Below are 22617 nucleotides of genomic sequence, written 5' to 3'. Positions count from 1 at the left end.
TTGTTTTAGAAACTATACCCCGTAGTCGTTTACTGTCAACTGCAATGGACTCTTTCGTCCATTAGCCTCCCACTCTACGCAATTAACTTTACAGGCGCCAATACCATCCCCTGCATATTCTGTTGTCTAAGCCCTTTAAGTTGCTGGCAGATAATCTGCTGAAAGGACGAAAACTCCGGCCTTAGCGTCATTCTTATCAAGCGTTGCTGATATCTAAGTTGCTTATCATCCAGCATGGCGGTGCTGGCGAGCTGGATAAACTCATCAATACTGGGTAACAACATACTTTGGCACTGCAGACTTAATGCGATGCCAAGCCCAGCTAAATCGGCATCGCCAAAGTAGCAGCTTGGCTTGTCAGTGTACTGCCATGCTTCGCACAAGGCCGAGCAGCCACTACTGTACTGCGTGTCGCCGCGATAAATAATCAGCGGCTGCAAACAGCATAGCTGTAGCGTAAAGGCGTGCAGTTGATAAAAGCAGTCGAGGTTTTCTACCACCAGCAAGGCATCAAACTGCGCCAGTGGCAGCTGTTGCCAGTCGACATCCAGCACTTGCGCTGTTATTCCGGCAACAAGCTGTGGCTGGACCAGACTTACTAACACCCGCTGCTGGCGTGGCTTTGGGCCGATGCTTTTTAGCTCTTGCTGGCTGCTCGGCGCGTTATCCATCCGACTGTTTTGGCCAAGCGCATCCCGATAGCAGGCTTGTTGTAGCTGGCGCTGCACGGCGGCGATGTCGTTTAGCAGTGCCAGGCTAAAACTAAAGTGCGGCAGGTTAAGGCTGTTGCCGGGCACTAGTTCGTGCTCGATACACCAGGCTAGTACCTGCTGCGCTGCTTTAGCGCTGGTTTTTACCCGCTCGCTGCCACTGGCATTCAGCCGCTGTTGCAGTTGCTGCAAGTAGCGTAGTGCCTGGGCGTTTAGCGGCGGGTAAGCCATCAGGCGGCGTTTAACGTCAGGCTGATATCACGAATAATCAGCAACTGGTTGGTACTGCTGGCGGGCGCTTCATCACGTTTGATGGCAAACATCTGCTTTTCGTCTACCGGCAGCGCCTGATACTCGGCGATAATTTGATACAACCAGATTTCACTGTCCCACTCCAGTTGCTGCTGCAGCAGATACTCCAGCGCACTGAGTTTACCGCCATGGTCGATAACGCGCAGGTAGAAGTTTTCCACGTCGGTTTTCAGTGCCTGCTGGCGCGCGGCGATAACATCATCTTGCCATTGCTGGCTAAAACTGGCGCTGGGCGTATCGGTTAACATTACCCCTTGCTGCCGTGGCAGGTTGCGTACTAACTCGGCCAAAATCTGCCGCTCGCTGGCGTTATCCAGCGCTATCGCGGCTTTGGGCACGATGGCAGCAGCCTGGTTAAACAACGCCGGTAGCTCGCTGCGGTTAGGGTAATCGGCTGGTTGGTATTTCGGGTGCTGGCGCAAAAACGCCGCCATGTTGGTAATTAACAGTGAGCGCGCCTGCTGTTGGCGGAATTTGGCCAGCAATTCGACTAAGCGCTTTTGCACTTCCAGTAAACTACTGTGGTGCGAGCTAAGTTGGTTTTGCAGCTGGCTTACCAATAGCTTACGCAAATGGCTGTTACCTTCGGCCAGCTCAATTAACTCATTAAAATCCAGCAAGTCCAGGCCATCGAGCAAGCGGCGTAATTGCTTTTGCGCCCGTTCGTTCTCACGAATTTTATCGTCCAGGCTGGCCACAAAGCCAAAGTCGCTGTTTAGCCGGTGCCACAGGCTGTCTATCGCTTCTTCAAACTGGCCGCTTAAATCATGCACCTGTTCGGTTAGCCGCTGCAGTTGCAGCTCGGCCACGCTGTAATCGCCTTTGTACTGCGCATCGCGGTAAGCCTGCACCCGGTTGCGGATTTGTTCCAGCTTTTCGGCGACATCGGCGTTGATCTGGCGGCGGTTTTCATCGGCCACCATACTGGCGATCAGCTCGCTAACCAAGGGCCGTAGCGCTAAGGGTTGCTGTTCGTCCGGACGCCATAAAATACGCGCAGCAATCAGTTTTTTCAGCGCAGCTTCGCTAAAAGCCGTTTCATCAACAAAGCCATCCAGATACCCCTGCATTAGCGCTTTGTGGTGCTTGCCCAACAGTGCTAGACGCTCGGCGCCGATGGTTAACAGGTTAGAGGCCATTGCGCTATCCACCGGGGCCATCAGATTAACGCCTCCTGTGTCGGGGTGTCGTCTACCGGCAAGTGTTCTTCATCGCGGATAAAGCGAATAACATCAATTAAATAGTCAATTTTGCCGGTGACAATATAGTACTGCCGGTCATTATGCGGCTGCAGCAAATAGCCATGCTCTTTTAAGCGGCGGAATATCTGCTTTACCTGATTATCCAGCTGCTCGCTCTGGCTGTTAAAAAACCGGTCGCTGGCCAATTGATTCAGGCGTTGGCGCAAGCTTTGGTTATCTTCAGTGCGCAGCACAAATTCCTGCAGTTTAATGGTATCACCGGCGGTTAATGCACTGTCACGCCCCAGCGTTTCCTGCACCAGTTGCAGCCATTCTAACAGCGGCAACAACGACTGCACGGTTAGCGCAAACTGGCCGCTGAGCTGCTCGCGCGCGTCTTTGGTGAGCTCGTGGTAGCCGAGAAAAAACACACTGTTATCGTCATTAGCCACCAAACGCCGGTTTAACGGCCGCAGGTAGTGGTTAATCTCCTGCTGAGTTTGCTCAGCGCTTAAGTGCCGAAACGCATCTTCGTCGGTAATGCGACAAATAAACTCGCCGCCCAGCAGGCGCTCAAGTAAAGGTCCGTGTTGTAACATTAGCTTGCCTCCTGCTGTTTGCTGGCCAGACGCTCGGCTAAGCGGCTAACTTTGGGTTGAATGCGTTTTAACTGCCGCTTGCTTGGGTCTTGCTGGCTCGGCTCAATTAAATAGCGGTGCGAAAACAGCATTAACACGTCGGACTCCGGATTTGGGAAAGCGCCAACAATAACAATATTGTTGCTGCTACAGGCGGCAAACAGTTTTTCCACGTTGTGATAGGCTAGCGTGCCAATTTCATCTATCGGCCAGTGAATCGTTACTTTGGCCTCACCACGCAACAGCCGGGTAAAGGCCAGTAAGTACTTACATAAAATTAAGTACGCCATACCGTGGCTGGATGACTCCAGTAGCTGGCGGTCATTTTTGATCACCAGCTCAGAGCCGCCTTCGCTTAAATGCAGCTCCAGGCGCAATAACGACTCAATGCTGTATTGCTCATCGGCGCGCAGCAGCTCTACCACATCCGCCAGCGCATTCAGATATTGCTCTGAAGGCAAGGCTTTGCCTGAGGCGCCCCAGTCATCGTAAAGTTTGGCGAAATGCTTCAACGGCTGCCAAAAGCCCAGCTCGTCGATGGTGGATAAAATGCGCACCTCAGAGCGGCTGATACCATCGAGCACTAAATCATCGGCCACCGCATCACTTAAGCGCCTGCTTTGCAGCGCAATACGCCGGTTAATATCGCTAAACACGGTAAAGAACTTTTTCAGGTCGCCGCCAATATTTTCGCCCATTTCCAGCAATTGCTGCTGCGCATCTTTTAAAATTTGCAGCAGGCTGTGCAAAATTGGCAGTTGCTGGCGCTTACCGGCATGCTCTGGCAGTTGGCGCTGCTCGTGTTGCAGCCGGTCTAAAAACTCCGGCCCGGCATCTTTACTTAACATGCTTTCAAACTGCTCCAGCGCGGCTTTTAATGCGCTGTCCAGTTTGCTGCGCTGCTCCAGCGCTTCGTTAACGCGGGCCAGCCGTTCCACGCTATCAGCCGAGGCCTCAAGCGTCGCCGGACTAACGTCCGCTAAATACAGCTCGCCAAACTTAGCCAGCACCTGCTTTAACTGCACCAACAGTATATCCGCCTGGTTCATCAGCTCTTGCTGCTGCCGCTTTTGCTCGTCGAGTTTTTTCTGGTTAGCGCTGTAATCGGCTTTTTGCTGCTCCAGCGCCTGAGTCAGGCTGCGCAGCTGCTGTTTTAAGTCGGTTTCTTTGCCCAGCAGCTCTGGACGTAATTGCTGCCAGTCCAGCGCGATAAATTTCTGCCAGGCGGTTAGTTCGTCCTGCCGGGCCTCTACCGCTTTAATCTCTGCTTTTAGCTGGTCTTGTTTTTGCTTTAGCTCGGTTAAGCGGCGCGGATCAATACCCTTAGCCGATAACTCTTCATTAAACGCTTGCTGCAACTCTTTGATTTGGTTTTTATTGTCGTCGCGCTTATGTTCCAGCTGGCGTTCCAGCTCGGTTATTTGTTCATCAAACACCTGCAGTTCAGCCTGCCAGTCGGCTTTATGCTCCAGCTTTTGGCTGCTATGGTCGGCTTTTAACGCCTGTAAATCGTGCTGCTGTTGTTGCTGCAGTTTATCCAGTTGCTGTTGCTGCGTGGCTAACTCGGCTTTCACCGCCGCCTGACGTTTCGCTGCCAGTTCGCGCTGCTGCGCCTGCAGCCGGTTACGCGCATCGCGGGCGTAATCAATATTTTGCTCATATTGTGTCAGCTGCCACTGCGCCTGCTCTACCTGGCTGCGGCTTAGCTCGGCTTGCTCATGCAGCTGTTGCAGGTTTTTTTCAGCCTGGGCTTTATCGGCCGTGGCCTGTACCAATTGCTGCTCGGCGCTGGCAATACGATGGCGAATGGCCGCTTCATCCTGAGCGTAGTCTGGCGTGTCTATCGCAGCTAACTCCAGCTGCAAGCCATACAGGCTGTCGCTAAGCGCGGTGAAATGCGGTTGTAAGTCCTGTCGCTCTAATAAGCGCTCGTCCAGTACCTTGCCCAGCTTTTGCTCCCAGCCGTTGTAATGCAGGCGCAGAAAATGGCGCAAACTGCCTTGCTCTGGCGTTAACTGGCGATGTAACTGCTGCAGTTGTTGCTCGGCATAGTGCAGCGCTTTGCGGCTGTGTTGTAACTGCTGATCGGCGTTATCCCGTGCTACACGGGCTTGTTGGTGCTGCGTGTTTAATTGCTGCAGCTGGCGCGCTTGCTGCTGCGCTTGTTGCTGGGCCTGCTCTAACCGCAGCTCGGCACTGCGCTGTTGCTCTAGCTCTTCTTCGGTCAGGCTGGACGCTGCCAGTTGGCTTTGCAGTACGGCGATGCTACTGCTGATGCCGGTCAGCTGCTCGGCAAATTGCTGCTGTGCTTGTTGCAACCGGCTTTGAAACGCCTGCTCTAAAGCCGCCAATTTGGTGTCTTGCTGCTCGCGGGCGGCATCTTTTTGCTGCTGCAATTGCCGCGCTTTGCCGCGGTGCTGCTCGCTTAAGCGGTTAAAGCTCTCCAGTAGTTTTGTTTTACGCTGCTCTAACTGGCGCTCTAAATCGCCATGTTGTTCCACCATCAGCTGGTACTGCTCTATGGTTTCTTCCAGCTGTTCACGCCACAGCGGCAGTGCATCGCTGTCGCGTTGCAGCTTGGGCATGTCTTTGCTGTCGTAGTCATCAAAGCGTTGCTGTAGCTGATCTAAGCGGGCGCTGGTTTCGTGCAAACCGGCTTCGGCTTTGGCCAACTGGCTGTTCAGCTCCAGTTGCTGCTGACTAAACTGCTCTTTTAAACTTTGCAGCTGGCCGCGCAGCGCCATAACCTGCTGTTCAGCATCGGCTTTGTGCAGCTTCTGCGTGCTTTCATCTTGCTGCAATAGCGGTAGCAGTGCAGCTAGTTGCGCTTCACTGCCGGCTAACTGCTGTGCCAACTGGTTTAAGCGCTCAAAATCCTGCTGCAGTTTGTCCAGCCGCATCGACTGGCGCATCTGCTGGATCCACTCGCGCGCTTTGGTATTTTTTACTTTGGTGGTCGGCAGAGTAACGCCGTCTTCCTCAAAAATGGCCGCCAACATCGCTTTTAGCGTGTCCATTTTGCCTTCTTTGGCGTGCACGGCGCTAACCAGCTTTTCAATGTGCCTTAGCTTATGGCCACTGCCTACCAGACTAAAACTGGCAGCTAAGCGGCGCAGTTTCACGCTATCAGCATTGTTACCGCGCAAAGCCGCGGCGTCGTTTTGAATAATGCTGCGATACTCGCTGGTGGCACTGATTTTGGCCGACACCTGTACCTCGGGCCGGCTGCGCATCGCTGCCGCCCAATCGCTGTAGCTCATGGCTTTAACGCCATCTTCGCTTTGGCTCAGGTAAAAATCGCTTTGATAGGGCGCGCCAACAAAGCGGTATTCAACACCACCGTCGCTTTTACGGGTTAGCACTACCTGGCACACGGCGCCGTCTTCGCGCTGGTACTCGTAAATCAGATAGCTGTTGGAAAACGGCAGGTAAAATTCGTCAAATTTCTTACGGGTTTTCGGTACCACGCGGTTGGGCTGTTCGCCAAAAAATACCGGTACTAAACGTTGTAGCGTGGTTTTACCCGAGGCATTGGTGCCGCAAATATTGGTGTGCTGATCTAGCTGCAGTTCTACCACACCCGGTAGATGAGTGTGCAGCAGCACAATACGGAGTAATTGAGACATAGCGCATCCTGTCGGCGGCGCAAAAGCAAAGCGCCGCTATCGTCGATTTATAGCGGCTTATTATCCATGGAATGACGATAAACGCCAGTCCGGCTTACTGCTGGCTAATCAGCATCAGGGCTTAGTACATAGCTGATATGCTGATAAAACCGCACCATTAAATCCTGCCGCTCTGGCACCAGCTGCAAGGCTGCAGCAAAACTGCGCAGAGCGTCTTCTACCTGGTTCATAAAACGGCCATAACCAAACTCGGTATTATCATCAGCGTCGGCGACGATAACAAAGTGCACCGTATCCACCAGCTTGTCGGCCTGGCAGAATGTCAGTAACTGTGGCTCAGTACACTCTGGGTTAAAACTGACTTTTTGCAGCTCACTGTTTTGCTCGGTTTGATCCCATTTGCTGCTGCGCACCACCGGTGTCAGGCCGTTAGCTACCATTGCCAGCCGGTCCAGCTTTTTACCGGCGCAGGCCCGGCTAAAGGTGTGCTCTAACTGCTGATACAGCGGGCTGAAATCTGTCGCATCGCTGCTGAGTAGCTGCTGCTTAATCGCCCGTGTCAGCGGCAATGTCACGCTAACATAGGTGATTTCGCTGTGCTCATCCGGCAAAGTGCATTGACGGGCGCGGTAACGCGGGTACAGGCCACGCAATTTATAACCATAAGTTTCTTTATGGCCTTTTTGTTTGGCAAATAAGTCATACGATAAATGCTGATGATCACGCAGCTTTATGGCCGGTGTACCGGGTAGCTGCTGTTGCCAGCCTTGCAGCAGTTGCACCACCTTAGTATGCAACGCGGCCGCTTCGCTGCGCAGCTCATCGCCGGTGGCTAAAAACACTGCGCGGATCTTGCGGGCGGTGTAACCTTTGCTGAAAAACAACCCCTGAGCTTCGTGATACTTAGGATTATAAAAAAACAGGATCTGTTTTTCAGTTTGCAGGCTGTACGCTTCCTGATGAAAGCGCACTACCGGTAACTTGTCATTGGCAATAAACTGCACATTACGCAAGCCATGTGCCTCGGCCAGGCTAAACAACTGCTGCGCCAGCTGCTGGTAAGCCTGTTCAACGCTGGCAAACTGCTGATAAAACGCCGCATCTGGCTTAAACTCAGCCAACAAATACTGGTTAGAACGGGCATTAGTAGGAATATACACGCGATGTGGGTTATGGCTGGCCATAAAAACCTCCGGGACTGTAAGTTCGGCTAAATAAGTTGCCGGCAGTTTACAGGGCATTAATGTCGCGAATATTGTTCTGGATTAAACTTCACGCCGCTACATCTGTGCGGCATTGATAGCTACGGCTCGTTCAGCTCGTTGTGGTGTTTACTAAATACCGGTATGGTTAACTGCCACTTCATCGCCGCTAAACGCAGCAGCAACAGCGCCAGCATACCACTTAGCATCGCTGGTAATTGTGCGGCTCCCAGCGCCAGCAAACCGGTATACACTACGCCACCAAAGATGCAGGTTACTGCGTATAGCTCGCCACGAAACACCATGGGCACTTCACGGCACAACACATCGCGGATCATACCGCCACAGACACCACTCATGGTGCCCAGCAGTATCGCTACCATGGTAGAAGTGCCGTAATCCAGCGCCTTTTGCGTGCCCATAATAACAAAGAACGCCAAGCCCAGAGCATCAAACAACTGCAGCGTATTGTGCGGTATGGTTAAGCGGTTACGCACCAGCAAAATAGTGCCTATGGCGGCGATAAAGATAGCGTAAAAATAGCTGTTGTTGTTTATCCAAATTACCGGCGCATTCAGGATAAGATCACGCAAGGTACCGCCGCCAATGGCGGTAACGCTGGCCAGCACTATCACGCCAAAACCGTCCATCTGGTTACGCCAGGCCGCCAGCGTGCCGGAGATGGCAAACACTGCTATACCGAGTAAATCAAACCAGTGAAAATAATCTGCCATAGCAGTTCACTCCGCAGCTATTCATGCCGCTGAAGGTAGCAGGCTTTAACACAGTGGTAAACTAGCAGCTGCAGCTAAAAAATAGCCGTCTGAGCTATCCGGCGTTTTTATGTTGTGTTAGCATTTTGCGGTTTTATTAACAAACTTTAAGGGATTAGTATGAAAAAGTCGCTGATAGCGTTGGTCGTAATTGGCGTAGCCACCGCCGGCGTGTTCTATGTTAACAAGCAGGCAGAGGACGCCATTAAACAACAATTAGACAACGCTAACCAAAGCTACCGCGATATGGCAGTTAATGGTGAAATGCCCGAACTGAGTATTAGCTACAAAGATGTGTCCGCCAACGTACTGATGTCAAGCTATAGCATTAGCGGGCTGGAGGTGAGCTTAGCTGAAATGGGCACTGTTGCGACGGTTGAAACTATTGTCGCTAACGGCATCAAACCACAAAGCCTGTCAGATAAAGGCAGTGTTAAGGTAACCGGTGTTAAAGCAGCGGCAGCGGTGCTGCAAATGCTGCCACCACAAACCAGCGTTTTTTTACAGGATATCGCCCTGCATGGTGATTACGACTACGCCTACAACGACAACGGCGAGCTGATGTTTAACCAGCAAACCCGCATTAACGATGAGTTCGCGTTAAATTACAGCTTTAGCTTTGCCCAAATGCAACAGTTTTGGCAATTTGCCCGCGACATGAGCGCACTGCCGCCTGAGCAGCAGCAAGCCCTGGCCTCTGATGAGGCCTATATCGGCCAAATGATAGAAAAACTGGCTGCTGGCGCGCTAAAAAATGGCAATATTACTATTGAAAACAACGGCTTTATTGAGCGCACCCTGGCAATGACAGCCGAGATGGGCCAAACGCCGGATTACCGCACTGTGCAGGGTATGGCACTGGCCGGTATTGGCTCGGCCCCTCAGATCCCGCAAGCGATGAAAGAGACATTAACTGCCTTTGTGCAAAAGCCGGAAAAGCTGAGGTTAAGTTTTGGCTTTAGCGAGCCACTGCAGTTTGCCCAAATGCAAAGTGGAGAACTGGCCGAACATATGGTCAGCCCGGAAGCGATGATTAAGTTTGCTAACGTAAAACTGCAAGCAAATTAAGGCTGCTAGCTCGCTAAATTGAACCCGCTTTACGGCGGGTTTTTTATTGTTGTGCGGCGGCGTAAATCCAGCACTCGGTGCCGGATTTCAGTACTGCTTTTAGCCGTACATAAGCGTCCACTTCGTAGTCATCAGCTTGTGCCAACTCGGCATCGGTCAGCTCAAAAACCGTGCCGGGTACTTCGTCGGCATTATTACCGCTAAAGCATAAAATCGGATGAAAGGCTTTACCGCTTTCACGCAATACGCGCTCGTCGGTAATCTCTACTTCACCAACAATATAGCCCTGCAGCGTATCTTTGCTGCCTTGTAACTCGCGGCCAAAGTTAGCCAACTGCACATTCTTTTGCTGCAAAGTACCGTATGAGAATAATTTGGGCATCGCAACTCCGGGAGCTTATGTTAAGTCATATTGCTCAACTGCCAGCTATCGCTACCCCTGATAGCTGACAGAATTACGTGCTATTTCGAATAAATAAACAGCGAGTACTCGCGTAACTTACCAGCCTCTGGGTCTATTTTCACCAAGGTGATAATTTTATTTCCTGCCGAATTATGAAATAAATTTACACCGTAATTTTTGAATTCAGTGTCATTTATCTTTGTGGTGGGTATTTCCAGCGAGCGGACCTGTGACAACCCAGGGTAGTCATAGAAATAGATCACATGACCAATCTCAGCATCGCCATGATACCACCAGGCACCAGTATTAATTAGTGCAATTTCATCTGCTTTTTGACTAATTGCCTTAATTGCTCCCGTTATAGTCAGTTTGCTGACGTATTGCATATCGTCAGCTTGCCCGGGATTTGCTTTAAATACGTTGCCACAAGGTGTAAAGAGATTTTTGCCGTCTTCTGCCAGCCAAATATTGCCACACATGTCGTAGTCGCCATGATAGGGCGAGTCATACACGTAGCGGGCATTACCGCCTGAGATATTGTAGAGCTCAATGTCGGACGGCGACAAACCGTTATCGGCACCATATATGTAGTCACCTGACGGGTGTAAATCTGCCAAAGTACCGGCATAAATAGAGTTTCCGATATGCGTCATTTCTTCACCGGTCGCCAGATTAATGGTGGTGATATTGGCCCATTGCCTGGTTTTCGGAAACACATACAGATAGCCATTGTCAGGTAACACCAAATCAATAATATCTGAGGCAACAGAATATGTAGCCGTAACTTGCTTGGTCACTAAATCAACAATTGCAACCGAGTTGGCGAAGCCCACTGCGGCACGTGTGCCCGACAAACTCAGCTCTAATACTGAAGAGCTGCCAGCCAGATCGATAGTCTCAAAGCTGCTATTTTCAATATCAAACAGGATTAACTGATTTGGATTAGAAGCAATGAAAATGACTTTATTTAGCTGTTCTGAAAAAGCTGAAGCTGTAACGTCAAATCCAAGTTCAACTAGCTGTTTGTCCTGAGGGTCCTCTGCGATAATAGTGGCAGTTGCATATGAACTGTCATTAACGCCATCATTTACTTTAACGCGGATCTGGTAACTACCTTTCAGATCGGGGGTAAACGCCGTGGTGACATCATCTACTGTACTTAATGAAGCAATACTACCCTCTGGCTTACTCAGCATTTGCCAGCTGTAAGTTAACTCTGCGTCTTCCGGATCAAAACTTAAACCGGCGCTAATTTCTGTCAACTCATTAATACCAACATATTTGTTCTCATCAATTATGGCAACCGGGTTTAAATTGCGCTGCTCAATACCATTTGGGGTATAAGCGAGGCCATAGCTGTAAAGTAGGCCACTGTTGTCATCTACTTTTACCAGCGCTAGAACACTGCCATTAGCACGATGAAATACAAAATGCGCATTTGTCTGATAAGGCTCATCATTGACTATCGCTATGGGTAGCTCTTCGCTGTCAAGCGCTTCCAGGGTTTCATAGGAATAGTAGTTCAGATAGTTTGGGCTACTGTTATCAACAAACACCACGCTATTCTGATGATGTGACAACGCCGCTATACCGTCCTGTGTTGCTAGGCGTCCATTGTATGTCATGTCTTGTTCCCGGACTTCAGATGCCCTGAAAACGTTGCCACATCGGGTGAAAATTCTCAGCCCATCTTGCGACAACCACAGGTCACCGCACATCGCATAATCACCATGGTAAGGCGAATCATACAAATAAGCCGGGGCTCCGGCCCGAATGTCATATTTTTCGATATCTGATGGGCTTAGCCCTCTGTCAGCACCATATATATACTGCTGTGACGGATGCATTTTTATCACGGTACCGGCACGGATAGAGTTACCCGGCTGCTGAATTTCTTCACCGTTAGCCAAATTAATAGCCCGTAACCTTTCCCATTGATCCGTTCTGGGCATAGCATAAACATAACCATTGGGCGCTATTTCCAGATCGAACACATCGGTAGATATTGAATAGACCTGTTCAACACTTAGTGAACTAAGATCCACATAAGAAATTTTACCGTTATGGCCTACCGCCGCCTTGCTGCCGTCTGCCAGTACTGAAACTGACGTGCCCTGATAAGCCAGTGAGATAACTTCTGTGTTGTGGCTTTGCGGTGAATACAAGTAGAGCTTTTTATCGTCGCTAACAACAACTATCTTGTCTAACGCCGCGTTATAAACCGCATCAACAACATTGAAAACCACGCGTTGAAACGTAAAAGCACCAACTATAAAATTGAAAACCTCTTCGCTTTCACCACCAAAACCGTCATCAACTGTTAACTTTACCGCGTAGTTGCCTTTAGCGTCCGGATGGAAAATCAGGTCGCTGTCACTACCTAAATGCTCATTTAAGCCACTGCCATCCGGTTTAGTCAATAATGACCAGTGATAATTCAATGTATGGCCGTCGATGTCGTTGCTGTCAGCAGCACTAAGCTCAAACTCAGCAAACAAATTCGTTTTGTCGCGACCACTAACTCTCGCCTGCGGATTATTATTGCTGATGTTTAGCTCAAACTCTTTCGCTATTACCCCTGCGCGGTCGGAAACCGTTACCTCGATGACATAAATACCTACAGCATCAAAAGATAGTGAAAATGCACGGCCGGAAAATGTTTTATTCAACAAGCTGCTGTTTGTAGGTACGGCTGTCAACTTAACGGTTACCGACTCGCTTCCTGCAGTAGAAGAATATGCCACAGTGCCGGTTGACTCCATGCCGACAATCAATGACGACAGGTCAAAACCATGTATCTCAGCAGACTTCAGTTCAACAACCTCATCTGCAGACGAGCTACCTCCACAACCCGACAAAAATAATGAGAAAAACAAAATTGACAGCAATTTAAAACAAAAACGCATCTTTCGCACCGGCGACTCCAAAAAAGTTAACATCAGGGGACGGCGATTGTATCAAAAAAAAATTTAGCGAGGATATTTTGTTAATTTAATTTATTCAGTAGGCCAAACTACACTAACTTGGCCAAATAAAAGGGCGCGATCACTTAGGCGCGCCCCTGCAGTAGCCTAAGGCCAGCGAAGTTACCCCAACCAGGGCGCTCTGGCTTTGCGGCTTTGTTCGTAATCGGCTATTTGCGGGTTTAACTGCTCGCTACTGCCGATAAAATCTAAACCAGACAGTAAGCGCTGCTTAATATCGGCGTCGATACTAAAGCCCATCGCAGCATTGTTGCCGAACATGATTTCCTGGCTGGCTAAGTCGATTTGCCAGTGCTGCGGCCCTTGCTGGCAGCGGTTAAACAATAAGTCGATATTGGTTTTACTTAACTGAATTAACAACATGGCGTTGTTAACGCTGTTGTTAAAGAAAATATCGGCAAAGCTTTCGGCAATGATCACGTTAAAGCCATATTGCTGAATAGCCCAGGGCGCGTGTTCGCGGCTGGAGCCGCAGCCAAAATTGGCGCGGGTTAACAAGATACCGGCGCCCTGATATTCCGGCTTATTAATAACAAACTCCGGGTTCGGGCTGCCATCGGCTAAATAGCGCCAGTCGTAAAACATCGCTTCGGCAAAACCATCACGGCTAACGCTGGTTAAAAACTGCTTCGGGATAATTTGGTCGGTATCAACGTTATTTTTGTCCAGCGGGCACACCAGGCCCTGTGCAAATATCTTACTCATGCCCGGTCTCCTTGTTCATTCACAGCTGCAATATTAACAAATTTACCCGCAATAGCCGCCGCCGCGGCCATCGCCGGGCTAACCAAATGCGTGCGGGCGCCGCGGCCCTGACGGCCTTCAAAGTTACGGTTTGACGTTGAAGCACAGCGCTGTCCGGCTTCAACTCTGTCATCATTCATGCCTAAACACATACTGCAGCCCGGTTCACGCCACTCGAAACCGGCATCTTTAAAGATGCTGGCTAAGCCTTCGGCTTCGGCCTGGCGCTTTACCACGCCTGAGCCCGGCACCACTAAGGCGCGCACACCGGCAGCGACCTTTTGGCCCTGCACTACGCTTGCCGCGGCGCGCAAGTCTTCAATCCGGCTGTTGGTGCAACTGCCGATAAACACCACATCTACTTTACAGTCGGTCAGCTTTTGTCCCGGCTCTAAGCCCATATAGGCCAGCGCTCTTTCGGCCGCATCGCGCTTAGTGGCATCGGTAAAGCTGTCCGGTGCCGGTACGCTTTGGTCTACCGCTATCACCTGCTCCGGGTTAGTGCCCCAGGTAATTTGTGGGGTAATAGTCGCAGCATCAATTTCCACCACCTGATCAAATACCGCATCGGCATCTGAATACAGGCTTTGCCAGTACTGTACGGCGGCATTCCAGTGCTGCGCCTCAGGGGCATGTGCTTTGCCTTGAATGTAATCAAAGGTGATTTGGTCCGGTGCAATCAGCCCGGCCTTGGCGCCCATTTCAATGCTCATATTGCACAGCGTCATCCGCCCTTCCATGCTCATGGCGCGTATAGCACTGCCGCTAAACTCGGCGACGCAGCCGTTGCCACCGGCCGTACCTAACTTACCTATTACCGCCATAATCACGTCTTTTGGCGTAACATGGGCGCTTAACTTGCCATTTATCTCTACTTTTAACGTCTTGGCCTGCTGCTGCGGCAGGGTTTGCGTCGCCAGTACGTGCTCAACCTCTGAAGTACCAATACCAAAAGCCAGGGCGCCAAAAGCGCCGTGGGTAGAGGTGTGCGAGTCACCGCAAACGATGATCATACCCGGCTGGGTTAAGCCCTGCTCCGGGCCAATAACATGCACTATGCCCTGGTCCGGATGGGTTAAGTCCAGCAGTGGAATGCGGTTTTCCTCGCAGTTAGCCGCTAAGGCTTCTAATTGTTTGCGCGAGGTTTCACCAGCAGCGTCGATACTGCGGCGCTGGGTCGACACGTTATGATCCATGGTAGCAAAGGTTAAATCCGGCCGGCGCACTTTGCGGTTGGCCAGTTTTAAACCAGAGAATGCCTGCGGCGAGGTGACTTCATGAATTAAATGCCGGTCGACATACAATAAATCGGTGCCGGGGTTTAATTTACCGACCACATGGCTGGCATAGATTTTGTGATACAAGGTTTGAGCTTTAGAAGTAGCCTGGCCCATTACTGGTTCTCCTGACGCAAGGTGGCAACAATAGCTGCGCCAACCGCTGCCGTGCCGTAAGTCGATTTTGGATTAATATCGCGCGTGACAATGTGCTGCGCTAAGCAGTGCTGCACCGCCTGCTCAATAGCACGCGCCGCGTCTTCCTCACCAAAGCTGTATCTCAGCATTAAGGCAGCACTTAAGATTTGTGCTATCGGGTTAGCTATGCCCTGGCCTGCGATATCCGGTGCGCTGCCACCGGCCGGCTCGTACAAACCAAAACCGCTGCCGTTTAAACTGGCCGACGGCAACAGGCCTAACGAACCGGCAATAGCGGCAATTTCATCAGATAAAATATCGCCAAACAGGTTGTCACACAGCAACACATCAAACTGCTGCGGGCTGCGAATAAGCTGCATGGCGGCGTTATCGATATACATATGCTCCAGTGTCACACCAGGGTAGTCTTTCGCTACCCGCTCGACGGTTTCACGCCATAAAATACTGGTTTGCAGCACATTGGCTTTATCTATCGAGGTGACTTTATTGCTGCGCTTTTGTGCGGCTTCAAACGCTACTTTGGCGATGCGTTCAATCTCGGCCACGCTGTAGCGCTGGGTGTCAAAAGCATCGGTATCGCTGCGGCCTTTTTCGCCAAAGTAAATGCCGCCGGTCAGCTCGCGTACGCACAATACGTCCATGCCTAAGCTGCTAACGCGCGGGTGCAATGGCGATAAATCAGCAAAGGCCGGATAAATCTGGCCGGGGCGCAAATTGCAGAATAAATCGAAGGTTTTTCTAAGTGGCAATAACGAGCCACGCTCGGGCTGTTTATCCGGCGCTAAGCCAGTCCATTTAGGGCCGCCGACCGAACCAAATAAAATAGCATCACTTTGCTGGCACACCGACAAGGTTTGCGCCGGCAAGGGCTCGCCCGTGGCGTCGATGGCGGCACCGCCGACTAAGGCCGCTGTTAACGTTAAGCCAAACTGAAATTTATCGGCGACCACTTGTAACACTTTTTCCGCCTCGGCCATCACTTCCGGGCCTATGCCGTCACCGGCTAATACCGCGATTTTATAATGCTTGTTGCTCTGTGTACTCATTACTATTCCCCTGCGGCAATTTTGTTGGTGTTCTGACGGGCGTGTTTATGTGCATCAATGGTTTGCGCACGCTGGATCATGTTCAGCACATGCACATAAGCCAGCACCGAGCTGCGCACGATGTCGGTGGCCAAACCAGCACCATGAAAGCGGCGGCCTTCATGTTCGGCAATAATATCGACCTGGCCCAGCGCATCTTCGCCACTGCCTTTGGCCTGTAAGTTAAAGTCGACCATTTTAATGTGCAGTTTGCTGATGCGGGCAATAGCACTAAACGCCGCTTCAACCGGGCCATTGCCGGTGGCCGCTTCGGTAAACACTTTATCGCCGCAGCGCAAGCCCACAGTGGCGCTGGCTACATGGCCGGTATGGGTAGACGAGCTTAAAAACTCCAATGCGTAGTAGTCGTTTTGCTCCTGCATATTCTCAAAGAACACCAGCGCTTCTAAATCGTAGTCAAACACCCGGCCTTTTTGGTCGGCCAGCGCGACAAAAGCTTTGTACACCGCTTCCAGATCATAATCGCTGCCGGTGTAGCCCAACTCGGCTAAGCGGTGCTGGATAACATGCCGACCCGAGCGCGAGGTTAAATTCAGCTCGTTCTGGCGAATACCCACCTGCTCCGGCGCCATAATCTCATACGTGTTTTGTGCTTTTAACACGCCGTCCTGGTGGATGCCGGAGCTGTGGGCAAAGGCATTTTCACCGACAATCGCCTTGTTCGGCTGAATGGGCATGTTACAAATTTGGCTGACTAAGTGAGAGCTGCGGTAAATTTCAGTGGTTTTAATATCGGTATACAAGGGCGCCAACACGTCTTTACGGGTGTTGATAATCATCGCCACTTCTTCCAGCGAACAGTTACCTGCGCGCTCGCCAATGCCGTTTACCGTGCATTCAATTTGCCGTGCGCCAGCCTGAATGGCACTGATGCTGTTGGCCACGGCCAAGCCTAAATCGTTATGGCAATGCACGCTTAAGCGGGCTTTGTCGATATTTGGCACTTTGTTGCGCAACGTGCTGATAATGGCTGCAAATTCGTTCGGGATGGTGTAACCGACGGTATCGGGAATATTAATGGTGGTGGCACCGGCGGCGATGGCGCGCTCGACTATCCAGCATAAGTCGTCAATCGGCGTGCGGCCGGCATCTTCACAGGAGAACTCGATATCGTCGGTATAGCGGCTGGCCAGTTTAATAGCCGCAACGGCCTGCTCGCTGGCCTGGGCTAAGGTTTTACGCAATTTATACTGCAAATGCAGCGGCGAGGTGGCGATAAAAGTATGAATACGGCGGCGCTCTGCGTCTTTTAACGCCTCGCCGCAGGCTTCGATATCGGCACTAACGGCGCGGGCCAGGCCACAAATGATCGGGCCTTTAACTTCGCGCGCTATACGCTGCACCGAGTCAAAATCGCCCGGGCTGGATACCGGAAAACCGACCTCCATTACATCAACATTTAACCGCGCTATCGCATGCGCCAGCTGAATTTTTTGCTTCTGGCTTAAGCTGGCACGCAATGCCTGCTCGCCGTCACGTAAGGTGGTGTCAAAAATCCAAATTTTATTATCGCCGCTCATCTTATGTTTCCTGTTCCGTTAGTCGGTATCGGTGGCAACTTGTGGCGGGGCTAAAATGCAAAAAACCCCGGCCAGTGGCACGGGGTTTTAGCGTTATCGGTTCGTTACGTTTTTACCAATAAGCAGCACCCCGCGCGCCAGTGAGGAGCACGAGGAGGCTAATTGTAGAAACGCGACGGTTAAAATTCATTGATTGCTCTGTTGATGTCATTGGTTAGCAAAACGCCAATAGTAATAGCATGGTTATTTTTTAACTGCAACAGTATAGATGGCTAAATGGCAAAAACTTTTATCTGAAAACAAAACTGCTTGCATATTGTTGCAAGGTTACATAAGATGCGCGCCGTCTTACCAAGCGCTTTGCCGCAAACGACTCTGCCCGGGTGGTGAAATCGGTAGACACAAGGGATTTAAAATCCCTCGCTCGAAAGGGCGTGCCGGTTCAAGTCCGGCCCCGGGCACCATTTAACCTACTGTATTTATTTAACTTTTCCTGGCAAAGCTCAACTTTCGCCTCAACCTTCAAAAACTCTCGATGTGCAGGTTATGTGCAGCGTTTTTTTCCTTTTCGCGTAAAATCACCACTTTTAACCACTGTTTAATCGCCGTTTAAACCCGTTTTAAACCATTTTGTGCATCCGAGTTTACTCTTCCATCAGATAACGCTAGTTTCGCTGCTTATTGCCGCTAGAAACGTGCAGCTATAGCCAAGTTCTATGCAGTTATCGTGAAATGCAATCCCCGGTCGCTATCCGGTCCAATTGCTGACGCAGCGTCAAGTTTTTGCACAGCTTCACCAGCACGCACATGTTTTATATCTCTTAACCCAGCAATGTTTAGCCTCGCGTTATCGCCGACGCTTCCTCGTGTACTGGGATTTCAGTGATAACCAAGTCCTTCAGGAAAGGCTCTGCTGCAACCTTCGCAATAGCTGGCGAAGCCATGAATGAATCCATGGAAGCCTTGTCTTCCCAGATGTAAACGCTGGCAAATGTCTTCGTTTCAAAATCCGCCATCCAAGTCTTACTGATTAAACCTGCCACTTCAGCAATCGCTTCAGCGTAGGGCTTCATCCAGCGATCCGGGTATTCAGCTTCATTCAACGTCAGGACATAACGGAAAATCTGTGCATATCTCATATTTATTCCTCTTTGATGTTTACCTGCAAATGCTGGAAAGAAGTATACAAATTGAAAGGCTCAAAGATAACGCCTATACTTCATATGGAATCATAGGAAAAACCTATATGTATAGTCTAACCTCTCTCGCTTACGCAGAAGCTGCATCCCGCTTGAAATCTTTCAGTGCTGCAGCTCGAGAATGCGGTGTGTCACAACCCACCGTGTCTTCATCCGTGGCAGAACTGGAAGCTGCTCTTGGTACAATTCTGTTTGTCCGCGGGGGCCGTCAACTTGAACTCTCAATCTCAGGGATACGACTGCTGCCCCGCATTAATGACATCTTGTGTGCCGTGTCGGCTCTGCAAAACGAAACCAATGCATTGACCGCCTCTTCCCGATCCGAGCTGCGGATTGGTTTTACACCTCTGGTCGGCGCTGGCCGCGTGGCACTTTTGCTCGAACCGTTTATATCAGAACGAAGCGATGTGCATCTGCTATTTTTCGAGTCCAGCGTTGATGATCTCGAACACCGTTTCGAAGCGGGACAACTTGATATAGTGATCGGTACAGGCTTTAAAGCGTCTCGAGCTCGAAAACACCTCAAGCTATTAAAAGACCGACTTATGCTTTGTAAGCGCGTTAATACCTTTGCTACAACGTCCAGTATTACGCTTGCTGCCGCTAGTCAGCAGCGTCTCCTACTAACTCAAGACCTATGTGGGCTTGCCACTGTCACCCTGAGCTTATTTGAGAATGCCAACCTTGCTATGGATGTTTACCCCGGCCGTGCGATGAGCTACAGCGCTTTGGAAGATTGGGTCGACCTTGGCCTGGGTAACGCCGTGATCCCCGCCAACCACATTCGCAACAGCGCGAATGCTTGCCCCTTAGTGGATGCCGAGGGAACAGAGATGTTTTTGGAGATCGAAGCCGTTTGGAAAACTTCACTAGCGTCTGCCGAACACGCCGCAAATTTCCTGACTTTTCTTCATCGCGTAGTGCCACGCTTGGCTCGTGGACTGGCACCTTAAATAAAAACCTGATGATCTATTCAATTTTGCAAAACAACTGCTCCAATGAATAGATCACTTGTAGGCGGGAGCTCAATTCGGTTTGAACGATCTGTGGACAACCAAGCATCATAAAATTTTCACTGAAACGAAGCAAAACTGCCATTACCGAAAACTAACATTACCGACGGAACTTTAGTGTTCCCCCTGTTCCTTAGTAATCGATATTACTGCGGACACACTCAGAGTTGAGTGTGTCCCTTCTTCGTTAAATTTGTCTATTAACTCTTCGGCAAGACCTCGCCCGCAAACGTAAGCGCATTATGACGAATAGCCATTTGTTTTCTCGGTGATCTTAAGTGCTGGTGGTGTATTAATTTTGTAACAATACTGAGTTAGTTTAAGAAATCTCAATCAGGTATTACTGGTATCTAAATTTTAAGGTTTGTGCAGTTCAATGCTGGACGCTAGCTCTGATAATAAAACGCCTTACCTGGATTCCTCTGAACTTCCAACAGGCTTCGTTCGGTCACATTATGGTATCTTAATGCGAAAAAACTGGTTCGATGCAACCTTCCATTTTTGCAAAAGAGGTTCTTATGACAATGTGTTGTCAGACTATTTAAATTACCAACAAAGCGCCTTTATTTTTGTCGATATTGGCGCAAATCAAGGCCTGTATTCTATCCTGGCAAGTAAAAACAAATACTGTAAAAGCGCTTATGCGTTCGAACCTGTTGCTAGCACTTTTTCATTGTTAGAGAAAAATATATTAGCCAATCAAGTTTCAGATAATGTAATACCTATTCAAGCAGCGGTTTCTTCCCAAACGGAGAATACAACCATAATAAAAAAATTTTGGCATAGCGGCGCTGCAACCTTACGTAAACTGCCAAATTGGTTTCGATATTCAGAGAGTATAGCCACACTAGGGCCAGATAGGCTTGCAGTTTTAATACCAAAATCAGCAGATTTAATTGTCAAAGTCGATGTTGAAGGTCATGAAAATATAGTATTCGAAGCTCTCGCGGAATCAGGCTTATTAACTAACACTAAAGCTATGTATTATGAAATAGACCGGCGCTGGAGCGATGAGCGAGTCCTTGAAACGCTACTAAGAACATATGGTTTCACAAAATTTGAATATACTTCATCAAAAATGAGCTGCGATGTTCTTGCTACTCGTTGACTACTAATAATTGGACTTTCGCTAAGCTTTTATATACTCATTTACCTCGTTGAAATTAGCGTTTTCCTCACAATTTGCCTGTGATAATCGCCGGCAGTTACTCTTTTTGAATGATGAACGCCCACAAAACTCTGGATTCTGGTATACAGGCCAGCTTAAGCCTGTTAAATAATAATCGAATTGACGGCATTGTTATGGTTGACCGGGTTGCTGAGCAGCAAATCGCCGGGTTAAAGCAAGCTAATATTGCAAAGCTTGAACCAGCATTTTACCGTCAACCCATTTATATGGTACTCAGTTTCGCCTCATCAATTCCTGATAACACAAAGTCGACGATCTGGTCGCAGCTCGCAAAGTCTAAGATTGTCATAGATAATACTCCCTGAATTTCTTACTTCGTCGCAAATGCAAACCTAATTGCCGACGCTTAATACTTTTAATGCCGCTAAATGTGAACTAAATCTGAAACATGCAGCCCAATAGGTTTGTTTTTACGCTGCGCCCATATTGCGTTTCAAGCGCATTTGCATTGTTGTGTTTTTTTGGGGATATTATGAAAAAAGTCATTTTTACGATAGCGACAGTAGTAGTTTTGGCCGGTTGTGACAGTGCTAATCAGATGATAGATAAAGCACAAACCGCAGCTAATCAAAAAGTTGAAACGCTACAAAACAAGTTAGAGACGGTGGATGTTGCCGGTCTAAACCTGGAACTTTTAAACAAAGCCCCCGAGCTGGTAAATGCATTGTCGAAATCCGTTAACGGAGCAAAAAACGTAGACCTTAGTAACCCAGCTGCGCTGTCTGAGTTGCAAACCCGTATCGCAAATGCATACCATTGTCTTGTAGAGGCGTCCTCTGCACTGACAGCCGATGCGTTGATGAATAAGCTGGTTGAAAATATTGCCAACTTAGATATCAAAGCGCTAATTGAAACCAGCATTAAAGACATTAAACCTACAGAAGCCTGCGCAACTGAGGCAGCTTAATAGAGCTGTCATTGTTTTAATCCCAAACCGTCTATCTAACAACGAACAGCTGAGCATAGTCTGAATCACCAACAAGCCACTGTTATGCCCTGATTACTCGTATTGCTAGTAATCAGGGCAGACAAACACTTTTAAGTCCGTGCCTTACTGGCAACCAGGTAATAAGTAACGCCCAAAGCAAGTACCACTACACCAATAGCAAACACATACTCAGCTGCAATAGTGGTGAAATCCAGCACTATGACTTTACGTGCAATTGCCATTAATGCTGTAGCAATAACCAACTTAACGTGAATCACGTCGTCGCGCAGATAAAGCGTGATGTTGGCGAAAATCTCAATGGCTATAAGTACTGCCAAAAACGAGGCAAATACGGCAAAAATATCATTAAGCTCTAACAAAAAGTGTGGTGGGGTGGACAGCTTCTCATACAAGACTAAACCAACATCCAGAATACACAGTAAAATAACTACCACCATCATTACTGCCAACACCCGAATACTATGGCCTATCACAACGTTTAAATGTGCTATGAGTTTGTCGCACTCATGCGGCCTTAAATGATTGTCTGCTGGCTGATGCCCCGACTGTTCCTGCATAACACTG

Annotated in this window: 18 protein-coding genes and 1 tRNA gene; 5 read left to right on the top strand and 14 right to left on the bottom strand. The window is 49.5% G+C overall.

Annotated elements, in window-relative coordinates:
• Positions 1-74: 74 nt before the first annotated feature.
• The 6 genes from ACYVIC_RS07525 to ACYVIC_RS07500 form a co-directional block, all read right to left on the bottom strand.
• A complete protein-coding gene (locus ACYVIC_RS07525) occupies positions 75-941 on the bottom strand; it encodes a DUF7281 domain-containing protein (RefSeq protein WP_460858710.1) in 867 nt (288 codons plus the stop codon).
• The gene (locus ACYVIC_RS07520) at positions 941-2182 is read right to left on the bottom strand and encodes a hypothetical protein (RefSeq protein WP_460858708.1); all 1242 of its coding nucleotides are present in this window, start codon (positions 2180-2182) and stop codon (positions 941-943) included. Before ACYVIC_RS07520 ends, ACYVIC_RS07525 begins: the two co-directional genes overlap by 1 nt.
• Complete coding sequence (locus ACYVIC_RS07515; RefSeq protein ID WP_460858706.1) at positions 2182-2802, bottom strand: condensin complex protein MksE; 621 nt, start codon at positions 2800-2802, stop codon at positions 2182-2184. Before ACYVIC_RS07515 ends, ACYVIC_RS07520 begins: the two co-directional genes overlap by 1 nt.
• Positions 2802-6467 (bottom strand): ATP-binding protein, encoded by a 3666-nt coding sequence (locus tag ACYVIC_RS07510; protein ID WP_460858704.1) that lies wholly within the window; start codon positions 6465-6467, stop codon positions 2802-2804. The genes ACYVIC_RS07515 and ACYVIC_RS07510 overlap by 1 nt, the downstream gene beginning before the upstream one ends.
• Positions 6468-6571: 104 nt before the next feature.
• Positions 6572-7651, bottom strand: coding sequence for a DUF3083 family protein (locus ACYVIC_RS07505; protein ID WP_460858703.1), 1080 nt, complete (start codon positions 7649-7651; stop codon positions 6572-6574).
• 119 nt (positions 7652-7770) lie between these two features.
• A complete protein-coding gene (locus ACYVIC_RS07500) occupies positions 7771-8403 on the bottom strand; it encodes a trimeric intracellular cation channel family protein (protein ID WP_460858701.1) in 633 nt (210 codons plus the stop codon).
• Positions 8404-8562: 159 nt separating this feature from the next.
• On the opposite strand from ACYVIC_RS07500, the gene ACYVIC_RS07495 reads away from it, so the two are divergent.
• Positions 8563-9510 carry a hypothetical protein gene (locus ACYVIC_RS07495; RefSeq protein WP_460858700.1) on the top strand — a complete coding sequence of 316 codons (948 nt, stop codon included), beginning with the start codon at positions 8563-8565 and terminating at the stop codon, positions 9508-9510.
• Positions 9511-9553: 43 nt separating this feature from the next.
• On the opposite strand, the gene ACYVIC_RS07490 is transcribed toward ACYVIC_RS07495, so the two are convergent.
• The 6 genes from ACYVIC_RS07490 to leuA all read right to left on the bottom strand — a co-directional run bounded on the left by ACYVIC_RS07490 (position 9554) and on the right by leuA (position 17703).
• Positions 9554-9892, bottom strand: a complete 339-nt coding sequence (locus ACYVIC_RS07490; protein ID WP_460858698.1) for a gamma-glutamylcyclotransferase family protein — start codon at positions 9890-9892, stop codon at positions 9554-9556.
• Between the two features lie 80 nt (positions 9893-9972).
• Positions 9973-12819: a hypothetical protein gene (locus tag ACYVIC_RS07485; RefSeq protein ID WP_460858696.1), complete on the bottom strand. Its 2847-nt coding sequence runs from the start codon at positions 12817-12819 to the stop codon at positions 9973-9975.
• A 180-nt stretch (positions 12820-12999) separates the two neighbouring features.
• Positions 13000-13602, bottom strand: coding sequence for a 3-isopropylmalate dehydratase small subunit (leuD, locus tag ACYVIC_RS07480; RefSeq protein WP_460858695.1), 603 nt, complete (start codon positions 13600-13602; stop codon positions 13000-13002).
• Positions 13599-15035, bottom strand: a complete 1437-nt coding sequence (gene leuC / locus ACYVIC_RS07475; RefSeq protein WP_460858693.1) for a 3-isopropylmalate dehydratase large subunit — start codon at positions 15033-15035, stop codon at positions 13599-13601. Before leuC ends, leuD begins: the two co-directional genes overlap by 4 nt.
• Positions 15035-16123 carry a 3-isopropylmalate dehydrogenase gene (gene leuB / locus ACYVIC_RS07470; protein WP_460858691.1) on the bottom strand — a complete coding sequence of 363 codons (1089 nt, stop codon included), beginning with the start codon at positions 16121-16123 and terminating at the stop codon, positions 15035-15037. The genes leuC and leuB overlap by 1 nt, the downstream gene beginning before the upstream one ends.
• A gap of 2 nt (positions 16124-16125) precedes the next feature.
• Positions 16126-17703: a 2-isopropylmalate synthase gene (gene leuA, locus ACYVIC_RS07465; RefSeq protein ID WP_460858689.1), complete on the bottom strand. Its 1578-nt coding sequence runs from the start codon at positions 17701-17703 to the stop codon at positions 16126-16128.
• Positions 17704-18080: 377 nt separating this feature from the next.
• Here leuA and ACYVIC_RS07460 point away from each other — a divergent pair.
• Positions 18081-18167, top strand: a tRNA-Leu gene (locus ACYVIC_RS07460).
• A gap of 372 nt (positions 18168-18539) precedes the next feature.
• Here the strand turns inward: ACYVIC_RS07460 and ACYVIC_RS07455 are convergent.
• Positions 18540-18842 (bottom strand): YdhR family protein, encoded by a 303-nt coding sequence (locus ACYVIC_RS07455; protein WP_460858687.1) that lies wholly within the window; start codon positions 18840-18842, stop codon positions 18540-18542.
• Here ACYVIC_RS07455 and ACYVIC_RS07450 point away from each other — a divergent pair.
• From ACYVIC_RS07450 to ACYVIC_RS07440, 3 genes are all read left to right on the top strand, one after another.
• Positions 18830-19855, top strand: a complete 1026-nt coding sequence (locus tag ACYVIC_RS07450) for a LysR family transcriptional regulator (protein ID WP_460858685.1) — start codon at positions 18830-18832, stop codon at positions 19853-19855. The genes ACYVIC_RS07455 and ACYVIC_RS07450 overlap by 13 nt on opposite strands.
• 526 nt (positions 19856-20381) lie before the next feature.
• Positions 20382-21023 (top strand): FkbM family methyltransferase, encoded by a 642-nt coding sequence (locus tag ACYVIC_RS07445; protein ID WP_460858684.1) that lies wholly within the window; start codon positions 20382-20384, stop codon positions 21021-21023.
• Between the two features lie 553 nt (positions 21024-21576).
• Entirely contained in the window at positions 21577-22011 is a 435-nt protein-coding gene (locus ACYVIC_RS07440; protein WP_460858682.1) for a hypothetical protein, read from the top strand.
• A 131-nt stretch (positions 22012-22142) separates the two neighbouring features.
• Here ACYVIC_RS07440 and ACYVIC_RS07435 read toward each other — a convergent pair whose 3' ends face one another.
• A complete protein-coding gene (locus ACYVIC_RS07435; protein WP_460858680.1) occupies positions 22143-22610 on the bottom strand; it encodes a phosphate-starvation-inducible PsiE family protein in 468 nt (155 codons plus the stop codon).
• Between the last annotated feature and the right edge of the window lie 7 nt (positions 22611-22617).

Source organism: Rheinheimera gaetbuli (assembly GCF_054781935.1).
The sequence above is the reverse complement of the archived record's forward strand: the minus strand, read 5'-3'. Positions and strand labels throughout refer to the sequence as shown.